This window comes from Arthrobacter sp. Ms25 (assembly GCF_059090365.1).
Genome location: NZ_JBNHFP010000001.1, coordinates 476,218 through 494,855, shown reverse-complemented (window position 1 = coordinate 494,855; position 18,638 = coordinate 476,218). Strand labels below are relative to the sequence as shown.

General features: G+C 65.4%; 13 protein-coding genes. 5 read left to right on the top strand and 8 right to left on the bottom strand.

The annotated features are described in order from the left end of the window. Positions 1-43 precede the first annotated feature (43 nt). Positions 44-2,050: an excinuclease ABC subunit UvrC gene (gene uvrC, locus AC5RT8_RS02280; RefSeq protein ID WP_494094077.1), complete on the bottom strand. Its 2,007-nt coding sequence runs from the start codon at positions 2,048-2,050 to the stop codon at positions 44-46. Positions 2,051-2,181: 131 nt separating this feature from the next. Here uvrC and AC5RT8_RS02275 point away from each other — a divergent pair, with 131 nt between their 5' ends. Together AC5RT8_RS02275 and AC5RT8_RS02270 are read left to right on the top strand one after the other, a co-directional pair. Further along, positions 2,182-3,906 carry an SNIPE associated domain-containing protein gene (locus AC5RT8_RS02275; RefSeq protein ID WP_494094076.1) on the top strand — a complete coding sequence of 575 codons (1,725 nt, stop codon included), beginning with the start codon at positions 2,182-2,184 and terminating at the stop codon, positions 3,904-3,906. 281 nt (positions 3,907-4,187) lie between these two features. Continuing rightward, positions 4,188-5,210: a DUF2510 domain-containing protein gene (locus AC5RT8_RS02270; protein ID WP_494094075.1), complete on the top strand. Its 1,023-nt coding sequence runs from the start codon at positions 4,188-4,190 to the stop codon at positions 5,208-5,210. A gap of 33 nt (positions 5,211-5,243) precedes the next feature. On the opposite strand, the gene AC5RT8_RS02265 is transcribed toward AC5RT8_RS02270, so the two are convergent. The 6 genes from AC5RT8_RS02265 to AC5RT8_RS02240 all read right to left on the bottom strand — a co-directional run bounded on the left by AC5RT8_RS02265 (position 5,244) and on the right by AC5RT8_RS02240 (position 14,005). After that, the gene (locus AC5RT8_RS02265) at positions 5,244-5,912 is read right to left on the bottom strand and encodes a lysophospholipid acyltransferase family protein (protein WP_255867540.1); all 669 of its coding nucleotides are present in this window, start codon (positions 5,910-5,912) and stop codon (positions 5,244-5,246) included. After that, complete coding sequence (locus AC5RT8_RS02260; protein WP_494094074.1) at positions 5,899-6,597, bottom strand: HAD hydrolase-like protein; 699 nt, start codon at positions 6,595-6,597, stop codon at positions 5,899-5,901. Before AC5RT8_RS02260 ends, AC5RT8_RS02265 begins: the two co-directional genes overlap by 14 nt. 140 nt (positions 6,598-6,737) lie before the next feature. Continuing rightward, positions 6,738-9,641: an excinuclease ABC subunit UvrA gene (gene uvrA, locus AC5RT8_RS02255; RefSeq protein WP_494094073.1), complete on the bottom strand. Its 2,904-nt coding sequence runs from the start codon at positions 9,639-9,641 to the stop codon at positions 6,738-6,740. A gap of 246 nt (positions 9,642-9,887) precedes the next feature. Beyond that, positions 9,888-10,298 carry a GntR family transcriptional regulator gene (locus AC5RT8_RS02250; protein ID WP_494094072.1) on the bottom strand — a complete coding sequence of 137 codons (411 nt, stop codon included), beginning with the start codon at positions 10,296-10,298 and terminating at the stop codon, positions 9,888-9,890. A 9-nt stretch (positions 10,299-10,307) separates the two neighbouring features. After that, positions 10,308-12,275, bottom strand: a complete 1,968-nt coding sequence (locus tag AC5RT8_RS02245) for an ABC transporter ATP-binding protein (RefSeq protein ID WP_494094071.1) — start codon at positions 12,273-12,275, stop codon at positions 10,308-10,310. Further along, a complete protein-coding gene (locus AC5RT8_RS02240; protein WP_494094070.1) occupies positions 12,272-14,005 on the bottom strand; it encodes an ABC transporter ATP-binding protein in 1,734 nt (577 codons plus the stop codon). The genes AC5RT8_RS02245 and AC5RT8_RS02240 overlap by 4 nt, the downstream gene beginning before the upstream one ends. 73 nt (positions 14,006-14,078) lie before the next feature. On the opposite strand from AC5RT8_RS02240, the gene AC5RT8_RS02235 reads away from it, so the two are divergent. After that, on the top strand, positions 14,079-14,717 hold the full coding sequence (locus AC5RT8_RS02235; protein WP_494094069.1) for an MBL fold metallo-hydrolase: 639 nt from the start codon (positions 14,079-14,081) through the stop codon (positions 14,715-14,717). 31 nt (positions 14,718-14,748) lie between these two features. Here the strand turns inward: AC5RT8_RS02235 and AC5RT8_RS02230 are convergent, their stop codons facing one another. Then, on the bottom strand, positions 14,749-15,528 hold the full coding sequence (locus AC5RT8_RS02230) for a trans-aconitate 2-methyltransferase (protein ID WP_494094068.1): 780 nt from the start codon (positions 15,526-15,528) through the stop codon (positions 14,749-14,751). A gap of 69 nt (positions 15,529-15,597) precedes the next feature. Here AC5RT8_RS02230 and AC5RT8_RS02225 point away from each other — a divergent pair, with 69 nt between their 5' ends. Beyond that, a complete protein-coding gene (locus AC5RT8_RS02225; protein WP_494094067.1) occupies positions 15,598-18,138 on the top strand; it encodes a DEAD/DEAH box helicase in 2,541 nt (846 codons plus the stop codon). 10 nt (positions 18,139-18,148) lie between these two features. Then, entirely contained in the window at positions 18,149-18,634 is a 486-nt protein-coding gene (locus AC5RT8_RS02220) for a GNAT family N-acetyltransferase (protein ID WP_494094066.1), read from the top strand. The last annotated feature ends 4 nt before the right edge of the window (positions 18,635-18,638 follow it).

Below are 18,638 nucleotides of genomic sequence, written 5' to 3'. Positions count from 1 at the left end.
ACTCCGAACGGTTCGAAGCCGACACGCCGGTTCCCAAGCCTAGCTAAGTTTCCAGGATTTCGCCGGTGGCCATGTTGACCGCCGGAGCTCCCGCCGTTTCCTTGTCGGCCAGGCGGCTGCGCAGGGTGGCGGCCATGGCCGGACCGATGCCGGGAACCTCCAGGAGTTCCTCCTCGGAGGCGGCACGCAGTTTCTTCACCGACCCGAAGTGCTTGAGCAGCGCTTGCCGCTTGGACGGGCCCAGCCCGGGGACATCGTCCAGCAGGGACGCGGTCATGGATTTGCCCCGCTTCTGCCGGTGGAAGGTGATGGCGAAGCGGTGGGCCTCGTCCCGGACGCGCTGGAGCAGGAACAACGCCTCGGAGGCGCGCGGAAGGATGACCGGGAAATCACTGTCCGGAATCCAGACTTCCTCCAGCCGCTTGGCCAGGCCCACGACCTGCACGTCGGTGATGCCCAGGTCCGCCAGGGCCTTCGACGCGGCCGCGACCTGCGGCTGGCCGCCGTCCACCACCACCAGGTTGGGCGGGTAGGCGAACTTGGTCTTGGCAGCCGGGGTCAGGGTGTCCGTGAGCGGCTGGACATCGCCGTCGCCGCCGCGCTCGTCCGGCAGATCCACCGGGGCATCGGGATCAGCTGCCGGGTCCGCGTTCTCCGCCAGGTAGTTGCGGAAACGGCGGGAGATGACGTTGTACATGGAGGACGTATCGTCGCGGGCGGCGTCGCCGGTGATCGAGAATTTCCGGTAGTCCGACTTCTTCGGCAGGCCGTCTTCCGCCACCACCATGGACGCAACGACGTTGGTGCCCTGCACGTGGGAGATGTCGTAGCACTCGATGCGCAGGGGTGGTGAGGGCAGGTCCAGGGCCTCCTGCAGTTCCTGCAGTGCGGCGGAGCGGGTGGTGATGTCGCCGGCGCGGCGGCTCTTGTGCAGCCGGAGGGCATCCGCGGCGTTGCGGGCCACGGTTTCCATCAGGGCCTTCTTGTCGCCGCGCATCGGCACCCGGATATCCACGCGGGCACCGCGCAGCCCGCCCAGCCACTCGGCCAGTTCCTCGGCGTCGGGCGGCAGCACCGGCACCAGGATCTGGCGCGGGATGCGGTCCGTGGAGTTCGCTTCCCCGTACACCTGCTGGATCAGGTGCTCCACCAGGTCCGCCGTGTCGTTGTCCTCGACCTTTTCCACTACCCATCCGCGCTGGCCGCGGATGCGTCCGCCGCGGACGTGGAAGACCTGGGCGGAGGCTTCGAGTTCGTCCTCTTCCAGGGCGAAGATATCGGCGTCGGTGTCTTCGCTGAGCACCACGTTGTTGCGCTCGAAAACCTTCCGCAGCGCGGAAATGTCATCGCGGAGCCGGGCGGCCGTTTCGTAGTCCAGTTCCGCGACGGCGGCCTGCATTTCCTTCTCCAGGCTGGAAATGAAGCGCTTGCCTTCACCGGCCATGAAGTCGCAGAGCTCGGCGGCGAGTTCGCGGTGGTCCTCCGGGGTAATCCGTCCCACGCAGGGGGCGGAGCACTTGTCGATGTAGCCGAGCAGGCACGGCCTGCCGGTGCGTTCGGCACGTTTGAAGACGCCGCTGCTGCAGGTGCGCACGGGGAAGACGCGGAGCAGGGTGTCCAGGGTTTCACGGATCGCCTTGGCCGGATAGAACGGGCCGAAATAGCGGGTGTCCTTGCGTCGGTCCCCCCGCATGACCTGGGCGCGCGGGTACTTCTCCCCCATGGTCACGGCGAGGTATGGGTAGGACTTGTCGTCCCGGAACATGATGTTGAACCGGGGATTGAATTCCTTGATCCAGGTGTATTCGAGCTGCAGGGCCTCGAGTTCGGTGCCGACCACCGTCCACTCGACGCCGGCGGCGGTGTGCACCATTGCCCGGGTTTTGGGCATGAGCCCGCGCGGGTTCGCGAAATAGGAGTTCAGGCGGGAGCGGAGGTTCTTGGCCTTGCCCACGTAAATGACCCGGCCGTGTTCATCCCGGAACCGGTAAACGCCCGGTGCCGTGGGGATCTCCCCTGTTTTCGGCCGGTAGGTTGCTGGATCTGCCACTTCTCCATCCTACGTTCGCGTGCAACCGGCCCCGGACGGCGGCCGCGGGGTTTCGCGGGGCGCTGAACCCGGCAGCTCAACACCTTCCCGTCGTGGCCGGTTTTGTCCGGTCCCCGTTATATGGTCCCTGTATGCCCCATGTCTCGCTGCCCAAAGGGGCGAACGCCCTCCTTACATCGCCGATGAACCGTGGACTCCGGCTGGAGCTCCACTGGCAGGCGCAGTCCGCGGCGCAGGAGGTTGATCTATTCGTCCTTCTGCTTGACTCGAATCGACAGATATCCACCAACGCGGACATCGTCTTTTACAACCAGCCGTACTATCTGGGCGGGGCAGCCCGTTATGTCGGCAGGCGAGACACGGAACACGGGCATGCACACAAAGCCGAAATTTTTCTCGACCGGCTACCCGACGAGGTGCATACGATCGCCGTTGCTGGTGCACTAGATTCCGAAGAAAGCAGTATGGGCGACCTGCATTCGTTGGAACTTATATTGTCAGGAGACTCCGGAAACCTTTTCACTATTCGGTGCGATGGATTGTCATCGGAACGTGTCGCCGTTGTAGGAGAAATCTACCGTCGCAATGGGGAATGGAAGGTCCGTTCGGTTTCCCAAGGGTGGACTGGAGGACTCCCGGACCTACTGAAGCATCACGGAGCGGTTCTGGATACCGACGAGGCTGAGAACGAAGAGGAAGCCGCAGATCCGGGCCGAGGCCCGGGTGCCACACACCATGGCGCAGACGCTTCAAGGCTCGCACACCTCCAAGACCTGAACCATCGAATCCGTGAGCGTGAAGCCGTTCTGGCCGACCTAGAGTCACGCATCGTCGAAACCCGGGAAATCAACCTCCTCCAAGAACTGGGCATATACGACTTTGCACATCCCCTCGAAGATGCCCTTCAGTACAAGGAACGCCTTGCACAGTTGAGAGTCTCCATCAAGGAACTGGTAAAAGACCGGGCTGTTACCGGAGCCACCAACTGGGCGGTCAACGGAAATATCGCAGCAGGTGCGCGGATGGTGAAAGAGCAATGCAAGTTGATGCTGAGGGCTTACAACGCCGAAGCCGACAACTGTGTCAGAACAGTCCGTGCACACTCGCTTGAGGCCAACGCCACCCGGCTCGAACGCGCAAAGAAGTCAATCGAAAAACTCGGTAAGAGCATGGCCATCGAGATCACCAACGACTACCACGAGTTGCGATTGGCCGAGTTGAAGCTCACCGCTGACTACCATGCGAAAGTCGTAAGCGAGCGGGAAACGCAGCGCGCCCTTAGGGAAGAAGCGCGCGAACAGGAGAAGGTGGAGAAGGAGCTCCAGAAGGCGCGGGACGAGATGGAGCGGGAACGGGATAAGTACTTGGCTGCTTTGGCCATTGCCGTCGACAGTGGGGATCCTGATGCCGTCGCGGCAATGCAGCAGTTCGTCGAGGACGCGGAAGCCAAGCTCCATGACATTGAAAACCGGCAGGCAAATGCACGCACCGGTTACGTCTATGTCATTTCAAACCTCGGAGCGTTTGGTGACCGCATAGTAAAGATAGGGATGACCCGAAGGCTTGAACCTACGGAGCGCATCAGGGAGCTCAGCGGTGCCGGTGTCCCGTTTCTCTACGACATACATGTCCTTTTCTTCAGTGAGGACGCGGCGGCTCTGGAAGCCCAGCGGCATCGGGAATTCGAGTCGCGTCGTGTCAACAAAGTCAATCTCAGGCGCGAGTTCTTCTATGCTTCACCTGCGGAAGTCAAAGAAGCGGTCAAACGGCTGGTGGGCGTAACCACTCTGGAATTCAAAGAGGAATCGGAAGCCAGCGAGTTCAGGCTAAGCCTGTCGCTAACGGAAGGTAAGTAGTGGGATTTAAGAAGAGCGCATCGATCAGGCTCATGCCGGGGGTAAGTGTCCGAGTTTCCGCCACGGGCGTCAGCGCGTATGCGGGCCGGACAAAAGTTGCGGGAACCTCGGCGTCGTCGCGAAGGCCTGCTGCCCGAACCGCTCCGCGCCGTAATCCTGCCCCTGCCGTGGTACCCAGGCAGGTATCTGCGCCCAAGCCGGGTCTCCTGGCTCCGAGGGAAGAAAAGGTGCTTTATGCCTACGCGGTCTCCCGGCAGGCACCCGGGCTTGATCCTCTGGTCATGCAGCACCCCGTCTACGGTCACGCCGCCGCAGCGTTGCTGGGGCTACAGCAGTTTCAGGCGGGAAATGCAGAGGCCTCCGCAGCGCAGCTGCGGAGCGCGGTCCACGGTCCCGCCCCGATTGAAACCAACCCGTTTGTCGTTAAGTACCTCTCTGAATTCGTCTATGACTTGGACATCGCGGGCGGGGTGATCGTGAGCCTGCCCCTGACAAGCGCCGCTTTGACGCTGGTCCTGGCTGAAGCCCTACAGTCGCTGCACAGGGGCGATGAAGCAATCGCATACGTCGAACAGCTGGACCCGACCTACCCAGCCCTGCTCAGCCTTACCGAGCTCTATTCTGACCGGGAGGACTGGGAGGAGATTCTCCGACTGACGGACAGCCTGCCTGTTGATTCGGAAGTCACCGCACTGCTCGCCATCCTGAGATCCCAGGCCCACCTGGAACTCGGTCAGCTTGTCGCGGCGAAGGAATGTTTGAAACCGCTGACGGCCAGCAAGAAGTACTCCGAAAATATCCGCTTCAAAGCTTTGGTGCATCGCTCCAATATCAGTCTGGAAGAGAAATCGTACGGAAGGGCTGTCGCCGATCTGGAGAAGATCCTGGCCGAGAATTCCCAAGTCCTGGGCATCCGCGAAGCAATTGCCGACATCAATCAAGCAAAACTCGATACCGAGAGGCAGAAGGCTGACGCCGCAGTGCAGAAGGCTGCCGAAGCACAGCGCCTCCGAGACGAAAAGGCTGCCGAAGCACAGCGCCTCCGAGACGAAAAGGCTGCCGAAGCACAGCGCCTTCGCGACGAAAAGGCGGCCGCGAAACGTGCTCGGGACAACGCGCCGGTGGTTCAGACCGGAGTCATCAACCTCAGCGACGACGACGCGGATGGTTCTGAACAGACCCCGGAAACGGCGAACCAATCGTCGGGGAAAGCCCCCGGCTTCTACCCCGATCCCGAAGGAGTTGCACCCTTCCGCTACTGGGACGGTCACTCATGGACCTCCCGGGTGCGTATGACGCAGTAGCCGGGACAGGACCAGGATCCCCCGGCAACCCGGCTACCCCTCGGGGCGGTTCCGGTTGTAGCTGTCCGAGCGTTCCTGGCCGCTGAGTTCGGCGATGGCGTCCATCACCCGGTCGGTGGCCTGGCGCCGGGCCGGCAGGGCATGCTCCGGACCGGTCTTCTGGAAGTACAGCGGCTGCCCCACCTTTAGGGTGAAGTGCCCCGGCTTGACCGTTTTCTTCCCGGCAGGCTGCAGCTTGTCGGTATCGATGAGGCCCACCGGCACCACCGGCGCCCCGGAAGTCAGCGCCAGCCAGCCGACGCCGGTCCGCCCCCGGTAGAGCAGGCCGTCGCGGGAACGGGTGCCTTCGGGGTAGATCCCGACACCGCCGCCCTCCTCGAGGATGTCCAGCAGGGTCTTAAGGGCGGCGACACTGGCCGCCTGCTGGTCACGCTGCACCGGAATGGAGCCGACGCCCTCGAAGAAACTCTTCATGGCGAGTCCCTTGAGACCGGTGCCGGTGAAGTATTCGGCCTTGGCGAAGAAGCCTACGCGCCGGGGCAGCAGGGCCTGGACCAGGACGCTGTCCAGGAAGGACTGGTGGTTGCAGGCAACAATGAACGGGCCGTGAGCCGGTACGTGCTCGAGCCCGGTGATGGTTGGCCGGCAGAGGCCGGCGACAAGCCCGCGCGTGCTGGCCCGGGTCAGGTTATACAGAACCATGCAGTGCCGCTCCCTTTCGTGCGTACTCCAGCACTGCTTCGACAAGTTCCGCCGCAGTGTCTACGACGACGACGGCTCCCGCACTCTCCAGCTCGCCCTCGGCGGCGAAGCCCCAGGAGACGCCGATGCAGTCGATGCCGTTGGCTGCCGCGCCCTCGACGTCGTGCCGGCGGTCTCCGATCATCACGGCCCGGTCATAGGAGCCGGCGTGCAGTTCCAGGGCTGCGCCGATGATGGAGGCTTTGCCGTTGAGGGCCGCGGCCGCGTGTTCATCGGCCGGGGAGCCGTGCACCGAGGCAAAGAGGTTTCCCATGCCCTGCACCTCGAGCAGTTGCCCGGCCAGGTGTTCGGGTTTCTGGGTCGCAACGGCGACAGTGGCTTCCGTGCGCAGCCGCTCCACGGCAGCCGTAATTCCCGGATACGGCCGGCTCTGCGCCATGCCGGTGCTGCGGTAGCCCTGCCGGTAGTACTGGATCACGGCCTCGATCCGGTCCTCGGGCACTCCTGCAATCTCCCGCAGGGAGGTGACCAGGGACGGGCCGACCATGCGGTGCAGTGCCGGCTCGGAGGGCACGGGAAGCCCGCTGGCCGCCAACGCGGAACTGATGCCGCCCGTGATGGCACCCGCCGGGTCCACCAGCGTTCCATCAAGATCGAAAAGCACCAAAAGCCGGGGAGAAGTCACGGGCCTAAGTTTGGCATACCCGGACGGACTAAGGGAAAAAGATATGCCCGGCACAGTATATGTGCCGGGCACGTATTTTCCGGGGCGGGACCCGGAAAGGCCGGCACCCGTCCTTTCCGGACGGGTACCGGCCTCGAGGCTTACTGGTTGAGGATTTCCGCCAGGAACGTGGCGGTGTGGCTGCCCTCGACCTTGGCGACCTTCTCCGGTGTACCGGACGCCACGACCCGGCCGCCGCCGGTGCCGCCGTCGGGGCCCAGGTCGATGATCCAGTCGGCGCTCTTGATCACGTCGAGGTTGTGCTCGATGGTGATCACGGTGTTGCCCTTGTCCACCAGCCCCTGCAGCACCTCCAGCAGCTTGCGCACGTCTTCGAAGTGCAGGCCCGTGGTGGGCTCGTCGAGCACATAGATGCTGCGCCCGTTGGACCGCTTCTGCAGTTCGCTGGCCAGCTTCACGCGCTGGGCCTCGCCGCCGGAGAGCGTGGTGGCGGGCTGGCCGAGCCGGACGTAGCCCAGCCCCACGTCCACCAAGGTGTTCAGGTGCCGGGAAATGGGACCGAAGGCGGCGAAGAACTCCGCGGCTTCCTCGATCGGCATGTCCAGCACCTCGGCAATGTTCTTGCCCTTGTAGTGGACCTCCATGGTTTCCCGGTTGAACCGGGCGCCGTGGCACACCTCGCAGGGGACGTAGACGTCAGGCAGGAAGTTCATTTCGATCTTCAGTGTGCCGTCGCCGTGGCAGGCTTCGCAGCGGCCGCCCTTGACGTTGAAGGAGAACCGGCCCGGCAGGTAGCCGCGCACCTTCGCCTCGTTGGTCTCGGCGAACAGCTTGCGGATGTGGTCCCACACGCCGGTGTAGGTGGCCGGGTTGGACCGCGGGGTCCGGCCGATCGGGCTCTGGTCCACGTGGATGACCTTGTCCAGTTGCTCCAGGCCTTCCACCCGGGTGTGCCGTCCGGCCACGTGCTTGGCGCCGTTGAGCTTGTTCGCCATCGTCTTGTAGAGGATGTCGTTGATCAGCGTGGACTTGCCCGAACCGCTGACACCCGTCACGGCGGTGAAGACACCCAGGGGAACGTCGACGTTCAGGTTCTGCAGGTTGTTTTCCCGCGCCCCCACGATCTTGAGCTGGCGGGACTTGTCCACCTTGCGCCGTTTGGCCGGAATGTCGATCTTCTTGCGGCCCGAGAGGTAGGCGCCCGTGATGGACCGCTCGTTGGTCAGCAGCTCGGACAACGGGCCGGAGTGCACAATCTCGCCGCCGCGCTCACCGGCGCCGGGTCCGACGTCGACAATCCAGTCCGCTTCCTGGATGGTGTCTTCGTCGTGTTCCACGACGATGAGGGTGTTGCCCAGGCTGCGCAGCCGGGTCAGGGTGTCGATCAGCCGCCGGTTGTCCTTCTGGTGCAGGCCGATGGAGGGCTCGTCGAGGACGTACAGCACGCCCACCAGTCCGGAACCGATCTGCGTGGCCAGGCGGATGCGCTGGGCCTCACCGCCGGACAGCGTGGCGGCCGGACGGTTCAGGCTCAGGTATTCCAGGCCGACGTCGAGCAGGAAGGTCAGGCGGGCCTGGATTTCCTTGAGCACCTGGTTGGCGATCTGCGCTTCGCGTCCGGTGAGGACCAGGGTGCCCAGGAACTCCGCGGCTTCGCGCAGCGGCAGGGCGCTGATTTCGGCAATGTTGCGGCCGTTGATCAGCACGGACAGGGACGCCGGGTTCAGCCGCGCTCCCCCGCACTCGGGGCAGGCGATTTCGCGCATGTACTCTTCGTACCGGTCACGGGCGTGGTCCGACTCGGTTTCCAGGTGCTTGCGGTGGATGTACTGGATGACGCCTTCGAAGCCGGTGCTGTACTTTCGTTCGCGGCCGAAGCGGTTGCGGTACTGGACCACCACCTTGTGGTCCTTGCCGTTGAGCACGGCCTCGCGTGCCTTGGCAGGCAGTTTCTTCCAGGGCGTGTCCATGGAGAAGCCCATCTCCTTGGCCAGGCCTTCGAGCAGCCGGTTCCAGTACTCGGTGGTGGCGGTACCCAGCGACCACGGGGCGATGGCGCCCTCGGCCAGGGACTTGGACGGGTCCGGGATGATCAGGTCCTCGTCCACCTCCAGCCGGGAGCCGATGCCGGTGCAGACCGGGCAGGCGCCGAAGGGGTTGTTGAAGGAGAAGGACCGCGGTTCGATCTCGTCGATGGCCAGCGGGTGTTCGTTCGGGCAGGCCAGGTTCTCCGAGAAGGTACGGGTGCGGTCGCTGCTGTCTTCGGGCAGGTCGACAAAGTCCACCACCACGCGGCCGTCGGCCAGGCCGAGGCCGGTCTCCACCGAGTCCGTCAGGCGCTGCCGGATGCCGTCCTTGGCGACCAGGCGGTCCACGACCACTTCGATGTTGTGCTTGATCTGCTTGCCGAGTTTCGGCGGATCCGAGAGCTGGACCTGCTTGCCGTCCACCCGGGCACGGGAGTAGCCCTTGGCAGCGAGTTCCTTGAACAGGTCAACGAATTCGCCCTTGCGGCCGCGGACCACCGGAGCCAGGACCTGGAACCGGGTCCCCTCTTCCAGCTCGAGGAGCTGGTCCACGATCTGCTGCGGGGTCTGCCGGCTGACGGGCTCGCCGCAGACGGGACAGAAGGGCCGTCCCACACGGGCCCAGAGCAGGCGCATGTAGTCGTGGATCTCGGTGATGGTGCCCACCGTGGAGCGCGGGTTCTTGCTGGTGGACTTCTGGTCGATCGACACTGCGGGCGAGAGCCCCTCAATGAAGTCGACGTCGGGCTTGTCCACCTGGCCCAGGAACATGCGGGCGTAGGCGGACAGCGACTCGACGTAGCGGCGCTGGCCTTCGGCGAAGATGGTGTCGAACGCCAGGGAGGACTTGCCCGAACCGGACAGCCCGGTGAAGACGATCATGGCGTCCCGCGGAAGGTCGAGGTCTACGTTGCGCAGGTTGTGCTCGCGCGCCCCTTTCACTACCAGGCGGGAAAGGTCATTGGCAGTATGCGGCGCAAACGTGGTGTCCGCCGTCGTAAGAGTCGATTTAGGCACGTTTTCCACTCTAGTTCAAACGCTGATTCGAAAAAGTATTCGACCCCCCGGGTTTCGCCGCGGGCGAAGCGGAACCGCTTCGAGGCGGCCCCGGCGTCATGCCTTCAACGCCGCCGGGAATGGATCGCACGGGCACAGGGTCCCACGGCTTGGGGCTGCTGGTGCCTGCCGGGGACCCACCAGCATCAGCATCACCACCGGTTGGGATGCCGTGCTGCGAGACCGGTCCGGAAACTACGAGCCCGCTTAGTGCAGGGCCGCCCGCAGCAGGGACACGGCGTCGTCATCGGAGACACCGTTGGCCCGCACGGTCTCCGCGTACACGGCGGCGGCTTCGGCCACCCGGCCGCGGCTGCTGTCGCCGTTGGCGGCGACGACGGTTCCCTGCCGGGACCGGGTGGTGACCACCTGCGCCTGCTCGAGTTCACGGTAGGCCTTCGCCACGGTGTTCACCGCCAGCCCCAGGTGTCCGGCCAGTGCCCGGACCGTAGGCAGGCGCGTGCCGATGGCGAGCCGGCCCTCGTTGACCGCATCCAGGATCTGGCGGCGGAGCTGTTCATACGGCGGGAGCGGGCTGGCGGCATCGATGCCGATCTCTGCCAGCGCGCCGGCGTCGCTGCCGGCAGGCGTCGGTTCAGGGGTCGTGTCGGGAGTCATGGTGCCATGCTAATGCCCGGCGGGATCGGCAGGCGCCGCGGCCTCTTCCTCCCCCGGCTGCTCCTGAGCGGATCCGGCGAACTGGGAGCGGTAGAGCTCGGTGTAGAAACCCTCGGCCGCCAGCAGTGCAGCGTGGGTTCCCTGCTCCACGATCTGCCCGTTCCGCACCACCAGAATGATGTCCGCGTCCCGGATGGTGGACAGGCGGTGGGCGATCACGAAGCTCGTCCGGTCCTGCCGAAGCGCATTCATGGCGAGCCGGATGGCGATTTCCGTGCGCGTGTCCACGGAACTGGTGGCCTCGTCCAGCACCAGGATCGACGGGTTCGAGAGCCAGGCCCGGGCGATGGTCAGCAGCTGCCGCTGGCCCTGGCTCAGCGTGCCGCCGTCGTAGCCCAGCACGGTGTCGTATCCATCCGGCAGGGACCGCACGAAGTGGTCCACATGGGTGGCCTGCGCCGCCTCGATAATCTGCTCCTCGGTGGCGCCCGGTGCACCGTAGCCCAGGTTCTCCCGGATGGTGCCTTCGAACAGCCACGCGTCCTGGAGCACCATGCCGATATGGCTGCGCAGTTCCTCGCGGCGGAGCCGGGCAATGTCGACGCCGTCGATGGTGATGCGGCCGGTATCCACCTCGTAGAAGCGCATCAGGAGGTTGACCAGGGTGGTCTTGCCCGCGCCGGTGGGGCCCACGATCGCGACGGTCTGCCCCGGTTCGGCGGTGAAGGACAGGTTCCGGATCAGCGGCGCATCGGGGCTGTAGCTGAAGGACACATCCTCAAAGGCGACCCTCCCCCGCACTGCCTCCAGATGTTCGGGCTTCACGGGGTCCGGGTCCTGCTCTGCGGCATCCAGCAGGGCAAACACGCGTTCGGCGGAGGCTACGCCGGACTGGAGCATGTTGATCAGCCCGCCGAGCTGGCCCAGCGGCTGGCTGAACTGGCGGCTGTACTGCACGAAGGCCTGGACGCCGCCGATGGACAGCTGCCCGCCGGCCACCTGCAGGCCGCCCACCACGGCCACTGCCACGTAGTTGAGGTTCGAAATGAACATCATGGCCGGCATGATGATCCCGGAAACAAACTGGGCCCGGAACGCGGACCGGAACAGCCGGTTGTTCGCGGGGGCGAACCCTTCAATCACCCGGTCCTGCTGGCCGAAGGCCTTCACGACGTCCTGGCCGGTGAACATTTCCTCGATGTAGCCGTTCACCTCGCCGGTGGATTTCCACTGGGTCTTGAACTCCGCCTGCGAGCGCCGGGCAATGAGCACGGTGACCAGGGCGGAGACCGGCACGGTGATCACGGCGATCAGGGCCAGCAGCGGGGAAATGGAGACCATCATGGCCAGCACGCCGATGATGGTCAGGATCGAGGTAATGATCTGGGTCAGGCTCTGGGAGAGGGTCTGGGCCAGGTTGTCGATGTCATTGGTGACGCGGCTCAGGACGTCGCCGCGTGACTGCTGCTGGAAGTGGGACATGGGCAGCCGGAACAGTTTGCCCTCGACGCCGCGGCGGAGCCGGTACATGGCGTTCTGGACAACGCGGGCGGTCACCCGTGCCTGGAACCATCCCGCCGCGAAGGCCGCCAAGTAGATTCCCAGTACGCCGAGCAGGATGCCGCCGAGCCGGGCGAAGTCCAGTCCCTGTCCGGGGACCACGTCCATGGCGGCGAGCATGTCCGCCAGTTCCCGTTCCCCCGAGTCCCGCAGCATCTGCACCTGGGCGTCCTTGGACATCCCCGCCGGCAGGGACTGTCCGATGAACCCGTCGAAGATGACGTTGGTGGCCTCCCCCAGGATCCTCGGGGCGCTGACCGCGAGCGCCACGGAGACGACGGCGGAGACCAGTACCGCTGCTACCCGTACCCGGTCCGGCGCCATCAGCCCCAGGATCCTGCGGACACTGCCGGCAAAGTTCTCGGGCTTGGCGGTTGCGGCAGCTCCGGGGCGTCCCCGTACCCCCGGCGTACTCATGCGACTTCCTCCACGGTCAGCTGCGAAGCGACAATCTCGCGGTAGGTGTCCGAGGACGCCATCAGGTCTGCGTGGGTTCCCTGCCCCGCGATCCGTCCTTCTTCCAGCACGATGATGCGGGCGGCGTCGGTAATCGTGTTGACCCTCTGGGCTACCACAATGACCGTGGCGTTCCGTGTGTGCGGCTTCAACGCGGCACGCAGCCGGGCATCGGTGGCAAAGTCGAGGGCGGAGAAGCTGTCGTCGAAGAGGTAGACGGACGGCCGCACCACCAGCGCACGGGCAATGGCCAGCCGCTGGCGCTGCCCCCCGGAGAAGTTTGCCCCTCCCTGTTCCACCGGATGCGCCAGGGCCCCCTCGGAGGCCCGGACAAAGTCCGCCGCCTGTGCCGTCTCAAGGGCTTCCCAGAGTTCCTCATCCGTGGCCTCGGGTCTGCCGAAGCGCAGGTTCGAGGCGATGGTGCCGCTGAACAGGTAGGCCCGCTGCGGGACCAGGCCGATCCCGCGGCGCAGGGAGGAGAGGCTGACCCCGGCAATGTCCTGCCCGTCCACGGCGATGGACCCGGAGGTGGCGTCGAGCAGGCGCGGAACCAGGTTCAGCAGCGTGCTCTTCCCCGCCCCGGTGGACCCGATGATGGCGGTGGTTTCGCCCGGCAGGGCTTCGAAGCTCAGGTTGAACAGCACCGGGTCCTCCGCCCCCGGGTAGCTGTAGCCGACATCCGAAAAGGTGAGCCTCCCGCCGTCGTACTGCAGGTCCCCTGCGCCGGGGGCATCGGCGACGCTGGTGCGGGTATCGAGCACCTCGTAGATTCGGTCGGCACACACCGCGGCGCGGGGCAGCATCATGACCATGAACATGGACATCATCACGGCCATGAGGATCTGCATGATGTAGGCGATAAAGGCGGTGAGTGCGCCGATCTGCATCTGGCCGGCGTCGATCCGGAAGGCGCCGAACCAGACAACCGCCACCGTGGCGAGGTTGGCGACCAGCATGGCGGCGGGGAACAGCAGGGCCAGCAGCTGGCTGATCCGCAGCTGCGTGCCGGTCAGGTCCCGGTTGGCGCCGGCGAAGCGGTCCTGCTCGGAGCGCTCGCGGATGAAGGCCCGGATCACCGCGATGCCCATGATTTGTTCACGCAGCACCGAGTTCACCCGGTCGATTTGCTTCTGGGCGCGCCGGAACAGTGGAACCAGCTGCCGCAGCACCAGTCCGATCACCAAAAACAGGGCCGGCAGGATCAGCAGCAGGATGCCGGAGAGCGGAATGTCCTGGTTCAGGGCCAGCAGCACCCCGCCCACCCCCATGATGGGAGCCGAGACCATCATGGTGAAGGTCATCAGGAGCGTCATCTGCACCTGCTGCACGTCATTGGTGGTGCGGGTGATCAGCGAGGGCGGGCCGAACAGCCCCACTTCCCGGGAGGAAAAGGTCTCGACGTTGGAGAACAGTGCGGCACGGATGTTCCGGCCCGCACTCATGGCCACGCGGGATGCCAGATAGGTGGCGGACACGGAACACAGGACCTGGCCTGCCGTGACCACGAGCATCCAGCCACCCACCTGCAGGATCACCCCCGTGTCGCCGGTGACGACGCCGCGGTCAATGATGTCCGCGTTGAGGGTGGGCAGGTACAGCGTGGCGACGGTCTGCAGCAGCTGCAGGAGAACGACGGCGGCGACGGGGACTTTGTAGGGGGCCAGGTTTTCCCGGACCAGCCTCAGGAGCATCCTTGCAAGGTACGCCCGTCCGCGAGCGCAGACAATAGGCCCCTCGTGCCCGGTAGCTCGCTAGACTGGCCGCATGGAGGATCTGGAGAACATCACTATCCGCAGCGTGTCCGTGAGCGAGATGGACAACAACGTCTACCTGCTGACCGGAAAGGCATCCGGTGCGCAGGTGCTGATTGACGCCGCCGCCGACTTCCCTGCCATCCAGCGGCTGCTGGCCGAAGGTGCGCAGGACGCAGCAGTGCCGGCAAAGCTGGAACTCGTCATCACCACGCACAGCCACTGGGACCATGTCCGGGCGCTCGCCGAAACGGTGGCTGCGACCGGCGCGAGGACCGCAGCCGGTACAGCCGACATCCCCGACATCGAGGTACCGACGCTGGTATCCCTGGAGCACGGGGACAAGGGGACGTTCCCCGACTTCGAGTTGGAGGCGATCGCGCTGCGCGGGCACACGTCGGGATCCGTGGCCCTGCTCTACCGCGACCCGCACGGTCCGGCCCACTTGTTTACAGGGGATTCACTCTTCCCCGGCGGGCTGGGCAACACGCAGAAGGATCCGGAACGGTTTGCCCAGCTATACCGGGATGTATTCGAACGTGTGTTCGATTATCTGCCCGATGACACGGTGGTGCACCCCGGTCACGGCGCCGGCACCACGCTGGGTGCGGAGCGCCCGCACCTCCGGGAATGGAAGGAACGCGGCTGGTAGCCGCCGCGGTCCTTCCCGTCGCTCCGTACCGCTAGGCCGTCTTCCGGCCCACCATAAACAGGCGCCGGAACGGAAAAACGGTGCCCCAGGCATGCTGCGGATACGCCTTCCGCAGCAGTGCCGCGTACTGCGCTTCGAAGACGGCGAAATCCTCCGCGGACAGGGCGTCAATGACCGGCCGCAGGGCCGTGCCCCGCACCCATTCCAGCACCGGGTTCTCACCGGCGAGGACCTGGGCGTAGCTGGTCTCCCAGACATCGGCCTCGAATCCGGCCTCGGTGAGGAGGGCAAGGTAATCCTCGGGTTCGTCCACGGCATCGGCATGGCGCAGCACCCCGTCCAGCTGCGGGGCCCACCCGGCGCTCGCCGCCAGCTCCCGCATCAGCACATGGGAAGGCGCCGTGAAATTGCCGGGAACCTGTACCGCCAGCCAGGCGCCGTCGTCGAGCTGCTTGGCCCACCGCCGCAGCAGCTCCTGATGGCCCGGCACCCACTGCAGTGCCGCATTGGAGACCACCACGTCCGTGCCCGGCTCCGGTTCCCAGTCCTCGATCCTGCCCTGCGTGAAGTCCAGGTTCGGCGGGGCGTCCTCCAAGGCCCGGGCGGAGGCGATCATCTCCTGCGAGGAATCCACGCCGGTGACCTGCGCTCCGGGCCAGCGGGCGGCGAGCGCCGCGGTAAGGACACCGGTGCCGCAGCCGAGGTCCACTACGCCTGCGGGTGCGGAAGCGGCCACCCGTGCCGTGAGGTCGAAGAACGGACGGTCGCGGTGCGAGGAGAACTGTGTGTACTTTTCCGGATCCCATTTCATGCGCCCGAGCCTACCCGCGGCCGGCGGCGGAAAACGGGACCGGCACAGCCCCGTTAGTCTGGTATGGACATGAAACTTCTTGAGCAGCTTGCCTCCGGCCCGTCCAGCACCCGCACCGTCGATCCCGACGAAACCTACACGTCCTTCCTGGAGTGGGTGGAAAGCCGGGGGATGTCCCTGTACCCGGCGCAGGATGAAGCGGTCATGGAACTGGTGACGGGCAACAACGTCATCCTGGCCACGCCCACCGGCTCGGGTAAGTCCATGGTTGCCATCGCCGCGCATTTCTACGCAATGGCCCAGGACGAGCGGAGCTATTACACCGCCCCCATCAAGGCCCTGGTCTCGGAGAAGTTCTTCGCACTGTGCGAAATCTTCGGCGCCGAGAACGTCGGGATGGTGACCGGCGACTCCTCGGTGAACAAGGACGCCCCGATCATCTGCTGCACCGCGGAGATCCTGGCCAACATTGCGCTGCGCGAAGGTCCGGACGCGGATCTGGGCACGGTCATCATGGACGAGTTCCACTTCTACTCCGACCCGCAGCGCGGCTGGGCCTGGCAGGTGCCGCTGCTGGAGCTGCCGCAGGCCCAGTTCCTGCTGATGTCCGCCACCCTGGGCGACATGACCCGGATCGCGAATGAACTCAGCGAACTCACCAACCGGGACACCGTCACCGTCTCCTCCGTGCAGCGGCCCATCCCCCTGCACTACTACTACGTGGAGACGCCGATCCAGGAATCCCTCGAAGAGCTGCTGGCCACCAAGCAGGTGCCGGTCTACGTGGTGCACTTTTCCCAGATCGAAGCCATCGACCGGGCCCAGGCCCTGATGAGCATCAACGTGTGCACCCGCGAGGAAAAGGACCGGATTGCCGAACTGATTGCCGGCTTCCGCTTCGCCCCGGGCTTCGGCAAGACCCTGAACCGGCTGGTCCGGCACGGCATCGGCGTGCACCACGCCGGCATGCTGCCCAAGTACCGGCGCCTGGTGGAGCAGCTGGCACAGGCCGGGCTGCTGAAAGTCATCTGCGGCACCGACACCCTGGGCGTCGGCATCAACGTACCCATCCGCACCGTGCTGATCACAGCCCTGTCCAAGTACGACGGCACGCGCACCCGGCCCCTGAAGGTCCGCGAGTTCCACCAGATCGCCGGCCGCGCAGGACGCGCCGGATATGACACGGCGGGCACCGTCGTCGTCCAGGCTCCCGAACACGTGATCGAGAACGTCAAGGCGATGGCCAAGGCGCACGCCAAGTTCGGCGACGACCAGAAGAAGCTGCGCCAGGTGGTGAAGAAGAAGCCGCAGGCCGGCTTTGTCTCCTGGGGCAAGCCCACCTTCGAGAAGCTGGTGGACGGAACCCCGGAGCCGCTGACCTCCAGCTTCAACATCACCCACTCCATGCTGCTGAACCTGCTCGAGCGCCCGGGCGATCCGTTCGCCGCGGCCAAGAAGCTGCTGACGAACAACCACGAGACCCGTTCCTCCCAGCTGGCGCTGATGAAGAAGGCACTGAGCATCTACCGGGAGCTGAAGACCGCCGGGATCGTGGAGGTGCTGCCGGAGCCCGACGCCGACGGGCGCACCGTCCGGTTGAAGGTGCACCTGCAGCCGAACTTCGCCCTGAACCAGCCGCTGTCCCCGTTCGCCATGGCCTCCCTGGAGATCCTGGACCCGGACAGCCCGTCCTACGCCCTGGACGTGGTGTCCGTGATCGAGGCGATCATGGAAAAGCCGCGGCAGGTCCTTTCCGCGCAGGAGAAGAAGGCCCGCGGCGAAGCGGTCGCCGCCATGAAGTCCCAGGGCATCGAGTACGACGAGCGGATGGCCCTGCTGGAGGAAGTCACCTATCCGCAGCCGCTGGCCGAACTGCTGGAACAGTCCTTCGAGGTCTACCGGTCCGGGGCGCCGTGGCTGGGCGAGTTCGAACTCAGCCCCAAGTCCATCGTCCGGGACATGTACGAACGGGCCATGAGCTTCGGAGAGTACGTGCAGTTCTACTCCCTCGCCCGCTCCGAGGGCGTCCTGCTGCGCTACCTCTCGGACACGTACAAGGCGCTGCTGCACACCGTGCCGCCGGAACGGCTGCGGGAGGACCTGGAAGACATCATCGAATGGCTGGGCGAGCTGGTCCGGCAGACCGACTCGTCCCTGCTGGATGAATGGGAGGAGCTGACCTCCGGGGTCAACCCGGACGCTTCCACCGAGCCCGTGCTGCCGCCCGTGCCGGAGCGACTGACCGCCAATGTGCGGGCCTTCCGGGTCATGGTCCGCAACGAGATGTTCTCCCGGGTGAAGCTCTTCGCTGACGAAGACGACCGGGCCCTCGGGGAGCTCGACGGCGACGCGGGCTGGGACGCGGACCGCTGGGCGGACGTCCTGGACGCCTACTTCGAGGAACATGAGGACATTGACGACGGTCCCGACGGACGCGGACCGAACCTGCTGATCATCAAGGAGCTGCCCGGCAAGTGGGAAGTGCGCCAGATCTTCAAGGACCCCGCGAACCACCTGGATTGGGGCATCACCGCGGAGGTGGACCTTGCCGCTTCCGATGACGCCGGCAGCCCCGTCATCAAGGTGATCACGGCCGGACGGCTGGACTAGGGTGGAGCGCATGCAGATCCGTCCCGCACGCCGGGAAGACGTCCCCGTCATCCTTGAGCTGATCCATGACCTGGCCATTTACGAAAAAGAACCGCACGCGGTGAAAAACACCGTGGAGGCACTGGAAGCGAACCTGTTCGGTGAGCACCCTGCCATCTTTGCCCATGTGGCGGTGGAGCACGGAGCGGTACAGGGCTTTGCCCTCTGGTTCCTGAACTACTCCACCTGGGAGGGCGTGCACGGGATCTACCTGGAGGACCTGTACGTCCGGCCCGAGGCCCGGGGAAAGGGTATTGGGAAGGCGCTGCTGCGCACGCTGGCGGAAACCGCCGTCGACCGCGGCTACGCCCGGGTGGAGTGGTGCGTCCTGAACTGGAACGAACCCTCGATCGGCTTCTATAAGTCCCTCGGCGCAGTCGCGCAGGACGACTGGACCACGTTCCGGCTCACCGGAGAGGCGCTCGCCTCCTTCGGCGGCCCGGAGGCGGGGCAGTGACGGC